At 47.5% G+C, this 7441-nt stretch carries 5 protein-coding genes and 10 tRNA genes; all 15 read left to right on the top strand.

Going from position 1 to position 7441, the window contains the following annotated elements:
* Positions 1-53: 53 nt before the first annotated feature.
* The 15 genes from NtB2_RS03635 (at position 54) to tsf (ending at position 7409) form a co-directional block, all read left to right on the top strand.
* Positions 54-126, top strand: a tRNA-Val gene (locus tag NtB2_RS03635).
* 2 nt (positions 127-128) lie between these two features.
* Positions 129-201: transfer RNA gene (locus NtB2_RS03630), tRNA-Asp, on the top strand.
* Between the two features lie 37 nt (positions 202-238).
* Positions 239-311, top strand: a tRNA-Lys gene (locus NtB2_RS03625).
* 2 nt (positions 312-313) lie between these two features.
* Positions 314-395 (top strand) — tRNA-Leu (locus NtB2_RS03620).
* Positions 396-630: 235 nt separating this feature from the next.
* A tRNA-Thr gene (locus tag NtB2_RS03615) sits at positions 631-703 on the top strand.
* Positions 704-956: 253 nt separating this feature from the next.
* Positions 957-1028, top strand: a tRNA-Gly gene (locus tag NtB2_RS03610).
* A 127-nt stretch (positions 1029-1155) separates the two neighbouring features.
* A tRNA-Arg gene (locus tag NtB2_RS03605) sits at positions 1156-1229 on the top strand.
* Between the two features lie 35 nt (positions 1230-1264).
* Positions 1265-1338, top strand: a tRNA-Pro gene (locus NtB2_RS03600).
* A gap of 11 nt (positions 1339-1349) precedes the next feature.
* Positions 1350-1435, top strand: a tRNA-Leu gene (locus tag NtB2_RS03595).
* Positions 1436-1751: 316 nt separating this feature from the next.
* Positions 1752-3887 carry an anaerobic ribonucleoside-triphosphate reductase gene (gene nrdD / locus NtB2_RS03590; protein WP_109245577.1) on the top strand — a complete coding sequence of 712 codons (2136 nt, stop codon included), beginning with the start codon at positions 1752-1754 and terminating at the stop codon, positions 3885-3887.
* A 13-nt stretch (positions 3888-3900) separates the two neighbouring features.
* Entirely contained in the window at positions 3901-4488 is a 588-nt protein-coding gene (nrdG, locus tag NtB2_RS03585) for an anaerobic ribonucleoside-triphosphate reductase activating protein (RefSeq protein ID WP_109245576.1), read from the top strand.
* 126 nt (positions 4489-4614) lie between these two features.
* Positions 4615-4701 (top strand) — tRNA-Ser (locus NtB2_RS03580).
* 17 nt (positions 4702-4718) lie between these two features.
* Positions 4719-5207 (top strand): DUF2325 domain-containing protein, encoded by a 489-nt coding sequence (locus tag NtB2_RS03575; protein WP_109245575.1) that lies wholly within the window; start codon positions 4719-4721, stop codon positions 5205-5207.
* Between the two features lie 312 nt (positions 5208-5519).
* A complete protein-coding gene (rpsB, locus tag NtB2_RS03570) occupies positions 5520-6305 on the top strand; it encodes a 30S ribosomal protein S2 (protein WP_109245574.1) in 786 nt (261 codons plus the stop codon).
* Positions 6306-6383: 78 nt separating this feature from the next.
* On the top strand, positions 6384-7409 hold the full coding sequence (gene tsf, locus NtB2_RS03565; protein ID WP_439956804.1) for a translation elongation factor Ts: 1026 nt from the start codon (positions 6384-6386) through the stop codon (positions 7407-7409).
* Positions 7410-7441: the final 32 nt, after the last annotated feature.

The following is a 7441-nucleotide window of genomic DNA, read 5'->3' as shown; positions in this document are numbered from 1 at the left end:
TGGGAATCAGAGATGATTTCCACCAGCTTAGGAGGACAGTTGTTCTTCTTTATGGGAGTTTAGCTCAGCTGGGAGAGCATCTGCCTTACAAGCAGAGGGTCGGGGGTTCGAACCCCTCAACTCCCATAGGTTCCGTAGTGTAGCGGTTATCACGTCGCCCTGTCACGGCGAAGATCGCGGGTTCGATTCCCGTCGGAACCGTTGAAAGAGGCTTATGCCTCTTTCAATCTATTGAAATGACTCGTTAGCTCAGTTGGTAGAGCATTTGACTTTTAATCAAAGGGTCGCTGGTTCGAGCCCAGCACGGGTCATTGCGGATGTGGTGAAATTGGCAGACACGCTAGATTTAGGTTCTAGTGCTTTCGGGCGTGAAGGTTCAAGTCCTTTCATCCGCATGATGTTAGAGTTTGGGCGTAGAAAATGCGACCAAAGGAAGCATTTTCCACCCCAAACTCAACATCATGGTTAGTCAATGTCTCAAGCATTGGCCAACCATGAAATCCAACCAAGCCGACTTAGCTCAGTTGGTAGAGCTTGAAGCACTGCTTCAAGGTTGCGAATAAAGAAAGCGTAGCTTTCCACCTCGCAGATGCTCTACTGAGTGAAGTTGGCAAAGTTAAATCCAACCAAGCCGACTTAGCTCAGTTGGTAGAGCATCTGATTTGTAATCAGAGGGTCGCGTGTTCGAATCATGTAGTCGGCATCAAAATTTTATAAGCGTTGGAAAGCTCGCTTTCCGAACGCGCTAAAATTTTGATGTAAAGGAGCTTGTGATGACGCAGTCATCTGAGCGCAGCGAAACTGCGAAGCAGACAAGCTCCTTTACATTACCAGGTGTATACACCAAGCGAAGAAAAGAGGAAAGAAAAGCTCACGCTTTTCCTTATCCGTCACCTTCGCATTGAGGAGATGGTCAAGAAAGCAGTGCTTTCTTGACTCAGCTCCTCTAATGCTCAGCGAACGTAGCTCAGGGGTAGAGCACAACCTTGCCATGGTTGGGGTCGCGGGTTCGAATCCCGTCGTTCGCTTTGGCCTAATGGCCCTTTACCTGTAAGGAGGAAAACTTCGTTTTCCTTATCCGCAACCTTGTTTTGGAAGTTGCGGCAATACTTACTTCCTTTGGTCGTAAGCCTTACTCGCAACTTCACAACACAAGCAGGCGTGGCTCAACTGGATAGAGTACCTGACTACGAATCAGGCGGTTGTAGGTTCGAATCCTACCGCTTGCATTACACTTCGGTGTATGCATTACATAAGTATCACCCGGGAAGTAGCTCAGCTTGGTAGAGTACTTGGTTTGGGACCAAGGTGTCGCAGGTTCGAATCCTGTCTTCCCGATATTCAACTGAGCCGGGGTGGCGGAACTGGCAGACGCACAGGACTTAAAATCCTGCGAAGGGTAACCTTCGTACCGGTTCGAAACCGGTCCTCGGCATCTAAGGGCTTGGCCCCGAATATTGAGTTAAACTCGTAAGACTGATATGTCTTGCGAGTTTTTTGTTATAATAGCTTTATCGAATTGAAACATTTAGAGCATCAAATGAGAAAGTGGTTTTCTTGTCTTGTTTCTCGCGTTCTAAAAAGTTATTGCTAGCAATCAAAGGTCTGGAGAAGGTTGGTGCCCCACATCTTGTGCTTTCTCATCGAGATTTAACGAAAAAGACACAATATCTTGTTGAAATCCTTTGTGAATTTTGATACAATTTTAAAAGCGAATCAATTTTTTGAATGTGTGAAATGAGGTTAGTAGGATGCAAGTTTTGATAGAGGAAAAGACCATTCAAGTCATCAAGCGGGATGGCCGCCGGGTTGATTTTGATGGGGATAAAATCCTTCATGCTTTAGAAAAAGCAGCTCAGGGGAAAATCAAAGAGGCTGAGCTGAAAAAAATAAAGGCACAAGTCCTCTCTGAGCTCTTTAGCCGTTTTGATGAAGATGTCAAAATCTATGAGATTCAAAATATCGTTGAGCACGAACTCATGGAGGCAGGCGAGCTTGATCTGGCCAAGGCCTATGTCAGCTACCGGACCCAGCGAGACCTGGCCCGTCAAAAGGCGACGGACATCAATTTCACGATTGAAAAATTGGTCAATAAGGATCAGTCGGTCGTCAATGAAAATGCTAATAAAGACGCCAATGTCTTCAATACACAGCGAGACCTGACGGCGGGTGCGGTTGCTAAGGCTATCGGCCTGAAAATGCTGCCGGCCCATGTGGCCAATGCACACCAGAAGGGCGATATCCACTTCCACGATCTGGACTACAGTCCTTATACAACCATGTCCAACTGCTGTCTGATTGACTTCAAGAACATGTTTGAAAACGGCTTCCAGTTGGGCAATGCTCAAGTAGAATCACCTAAGTCTATCCAGACAGCCACTGCCCAGGCCAGCCAAATCATCGCCAATGTGGCCAGCTCTCAATACGGCGGTTGCTCTTTTGACCGGGCAGACGAGATTCTCGCCCCTTATGCCAAGCTCAATTATGAAAAGCATTTGACAGATGCCAAGGCTTGGATTGACGATGCTAGCAAGCAGGAAGCCTATGCTAAGGAAAAGACGGAAAAAGACATCTACGATGCCATGCAGTCTTTAGAGTATGAAATTAATACACTTTTCACATCGAACGGTCAGACACCCTTTGTCACGCTTGGTTTTGGCTTAGGGACAGACTATTATGCCCGGGAAATCCAAAAGGCCATCCTCAAGGTCAGAATTAAGGGGCTTGGTAAGGAACGCCGGACAGCGATTTTCCCTAAGTTGATTTTCACGCTGAAGCGGGGGCTCAACCTCGAGGCAGACACAGCAAACTACGACATCAAGCAGCTAGCCGTCGAATGTTCGACCAAGCGGATGTATCCTGATGTCCTCTCTTATGACAAGATTGTCGAGCTGACGGGCTCCTTCAAGGCTTCTATGGGCTGTCGGAGCTTCCTTCATGCCTGGCAGGATGCACAGGGCAACGAGGTCACAGCTGGTCGAAATAATCTGGGCGTGGTCACAGTCAACCTGCCAAGAATCGCCCTTGAGGCTTCTGGCAATAAGGATAAATTTTGGCAAATCTTTAATGAACGCCTGGATATCGCTAAAGATGCCCTGGATTTCCGGATTGCTCGCTGTCGTGAGGCGGAACCTAAAAACGCTCCCATCCTCTTTATGAACGGGGCACTGGGACGTTTAGAGGCCAATGAAGAAGTTGACAGTCTTTATAAGAATGACCGGGCGACGATTTCTCTGGGCTACATCGGCATTTATGAGGTTGTGACCAGCTTTTACGGGCCGACCTGGGAGCAGAATCCAGAAGCCAAAGCCTTCAGCCTTGAGATTGTCAAGGCCATGCATGCCCGCTGTGCCGATTGGTCAGCTGAGATGGGCTACCACTTCAGCGTTTACAGCACGCCGTCTGAGAGCCTGACAGACCGCTTTTGCAAGCTGGACAAGGCCAAATTTGGCGAGGTGGCTGACATCACGGACAAGGATTACTATACGAATTCCTTCCACTATGATGTCCGCAAGAATCCAACACCATTTGAAAAATTAGATTTTGAGAAAGATTACCCTGTCTATGCCAATGGTGGTTTTATCCACTACTGCGAATATCCGGTCATCCAGCAGAATCCAAAGGCCCTTGAGGCCGTCTGGGACTATGCCTACGACCGGGTCGGCTACCTGGGGACTAATGCCCCGATTGACCACTGCTATGAATGTGGCTTTGAGGGGGATTTTGCCCCAACAGCTCGTGGGTTCAAGTGCCCAGAATGTGGCAACAGCAACCCTGAGACCTGTGATGTGGTCAAGCGGACCTGTGGCTATCTTGGTAATCCTCAGGCTCGGCCAATGGTGCACGGGCGCCACTCTGAAATTGTGGCCCGGGTAAAACACATGTAGGACAAGGAGAGCAATGAATGAAAAAAAGCTAGCCCAAGATTATTCTAAGGGCAAGATTGCGGATTATAAGCCTTTTAACTTTGTCGATGGCGAAGGGGTCCGTTGCTCGCTCTATGTGTCGGGCTGTCTTTTTCACTGCCCTGGCTGCTACAATCAGGCAACCTGGGACTTTGACTATGGCCAGCCGTATACGGCCGAACTCGAAGAGCAAATCATGGCTGATCTCGCCCAGCCCTATGTTCAAGGCTTGACCTTGCTGGGTGGCGAGCCCTTTATGAACACAGGAATCTTGTTGCCGCTGGTCAAAAGAGTCCGCAAAGAGCTACCGGGCAAGGACATCTGGTCCTGGACCGGCTATAGCTGGGAGGAGCTCCAGGAAGAAAGCCAGGACAAGCAGGAGTTGTTGGCTGAAATTGACATCCTGGTGGACGGGCCTTTTATCCTGGAGGAAAAGGACCTGACCTTGCAATTCCGTGGCTCAGCTAACCAGAGGATTATTGACGTTAAAAAATCGAAGCTTGCCGGCCGGGCAGTGATATGGGAGAAGCTCAATGACGGCGCTCAAGTGCTGGATGCCTTTCATAAAGAAGAATTGATTTAATTTTTAATAATACAGTGTAGTGTGTGAAAGCCGAAGGCTTTGCTTGCGTGCCTACAGTAGGGAAACGGCTTTCGCACACGGAACGGCTTGCTTAGACCCCCTAAATCTGATATACTATTAGGGTTCGGAAGAGTGTCCGAGAGGCTGAAGGAGCACGCTTGGAAAGCGTGTAATGGCGAAAGCCATTCGCGGGTTCGAATCCCGTCTCTTCCTTTTGAAAAAGGAGCATTATGCGAACCATTCTCATCCTATCTGAAGCAAAATATTGGGGTGACCTCAAGGCAGGCCTGGCAAAAGCTGGACTTGCCTTTTTGGGTTTTGATAAAAAGAAGCCCAACAGGGCTGAAATCGAACGTTTAGTCGCTAAGTCCGATCTCATCATCATGCGCAATCAAAACGTCGCCCACCATTCCGTCAGCTTTGCCAAAGAAGCCGCCAAGGCAACAGGCAAACCCTTCTGGATTGCCCACAGCTTTGGCCTAGAGACCATCCTAGCCAAAGTCGGGGAGTTCTTCCCGGAAGAAAGCTTCGAGCTCAAGCTGACAAGCCCTAAAGAAAAAGCCTCAAAGAAAGCCCCCGCCTCAGCAAAGCCAAAACTCAGCGAAGACAAAAGCGCCCAGCCCAAAGCCAAAAAGAAACTCAAGCCCATGGAAACGGCCCTCAAAAATATCCAAATTGAAGAAGAGGTCGATTTTACACGAGATTTCAAAAAGTATTAGGCTGTCCAAGTGGAGTGGAAGAATTCTGGGGAATGCAGTGGAATAAGGCAAATTCTGAGACCGCAAGGGCTCAGAATTTAGCGATGGAAGCGAAGCTTCGCTCGCGGCCCCACAGCATCTCCCCAGAATTCTGGAACGCAACGACTTCACCCCCCTTCCAGTTGCCAAAGCCCAAACTTTAGTGTATAATTAAAACGTTGCTGTAAAGCAACCATCTCGCATTTTGACCTGACAGTCTCGTAGTGCTAGCCATAGTAGCGGGCCTGGTTGACAGTCAAAAGAGGAAAAACTATCTTAAAAGGAGACATTCAAATGTCAGTTATTTCAATGAAACAACTCCTCGAAGCTGGTGTGCACTTCGGTCACCAAACGCGTCGTTGGAACCCAAAAATGAAACCATTCATCTTTACAGAACGTAATGGTATCCACGTTATCGACTTGCAAAAGACAGTTAAGCTCGTTGACGATGCTTACAACTACATGCGTAGAGCTGCTTCAGAAGGTGCTGTTGTCCTCTTTGTTGGTACAAAGAAACAAGCTGCTGAAGCTGTCAAAGAAGAAGCTGAACGCGCTGGTCAATACTACATCAACCATCGTTGGTTGGGTGGTACTTTGACTAACTGGAACACGATCCAATCACGTATCAGCCGCCTCAAATCTATCAACAAGATGGAAGAAGATGGTACTTTCGACGTATTGCCTAAGAAAGAAGTTGTTCTTTTGAACAAAGAACGCGAACGCCTTGAAAAATTCTTGGGTGGTATCCAAGACATGCCACGCATCCCTGATGTGATGTATGTTGTTGACCCACACAACGAACAAATCGCGATCCAAGAAGCTCAAAAATTGGGTATCCCTGTTGTTGCGATGGTTGATACTAACGCAGACCCAGACCCAATCGATGTAATCATCCCATCAAACGACGACGCGATCCGTGCCGTTAAATTGATCACTGGTAAGATGGCAGATGCCATCATCGAAGGCCGTCAAGGTGAAGATAACGTTGAAGAAGCCCTTGAAGCTAAGGCAGCTCCAGCCAGCGAAGAATCTCTTGAAGACCTCGTTGAAGTGGTTGAAGGCAAGAAAGACGCTGAATAATCAAGTAAACATAACGGGCGAGGCGGCTGCGCCTTTCTCGTTTTTTTATAAAAACAAAGACAATTAAGGAGAACAATAATGGCAGTATCAGCAGCACAAGTCAAAGAATTGCGTGAAAAAACAGGTGCCGGCATCATGGATGCCAAGAAAGCCCTCGAAGAAGTCAACGGCGATATGGAAAAAGCCGCTGAAGTCCTCCGCGAAAAAGGGATTGCAAAGGCTGAAAAGAAGGCTGACCGTGTGGCCGCTGAAGGCTTGACAGGTCTTGCCGTTAAGGGTAACGTCGCAGCATTGATCGAAGTTAACTCAGAAACTGACTTCGTTGCGAAAAACGACCAGTTCATCACTTTGGTTAAGGAAACTGCAGAATTGATCGCAGATCAAAAACCAGCTGACCAAGAAGCAGCCCTTGCTTTGACAACTAAATCAGGTGAAACTTTGGCTGAATCATTCGTTTCAGCAACTGCAACTATCGGTGAAAAGATTTCATTCCGCCGTTTTGCATTGGTTGAAAAAACTGATGCTCAACACTTCGGTGCCTACCAACACAACCAAGGCCGTATCGGAGTTATCACTGTCCTTGAAGGGGCTGACGAAACCATTGCTAAGCAAGTTTCAATGCACGTTGCAGCAATGCACCCAACAGTAATGTCTTATACTGAGCTTGATCCAGAATTCATCCACGATGAATTGGCTCAAATGAACCACAAGATTGACCAAGACAACGAAGCTCGCGCTATGGTTGATAAACCAGCCCTTGCTCACTTGAAATATGGTTCTAAGCAACAACTCACTGATGAAGTGATTGCACAAGCTGAAGTTGACATCAAGGAAGAACTCAAAGCTGAAGGCAAACCAGAAAAGATCTGGGATAAGATTCTCCCAGGTAAGATGGATCGCTTCATGCTTGACAATACTAAGGTTGACCAAGAGTACACTTTGCTTTCACAAGTTTACATCATGGATGACAGCAAGACAGTTGAAGCCTACCTTGAAGCTCAAAACGCTAAAGCAATCAGCTTTGTACGTTTTGAAGTTGGCGAAGGTATTGAAAAAGCAGAAAACGACTTTGCAGCAGAAGTTGCAGCTCAAGCTGGACTTTAATATTAAGATTTTAGAAACTGGGTTTTGGCCTG

It is taken from the genome of Lactococcus termiticola, from assembly GCF_003116835.1.
Taxonomy (GTDB): Bacteria; Bacillota; Bacilli; order Lactobacillales; family Streptococcaceae; genus Lactococcus; species Lactococcus termiticola.
The sequence above is the reverse complement of the archived record's forward strand: the minus strand, read 5'-3'. Positions and strand labels throughout refer to the sequence as shown.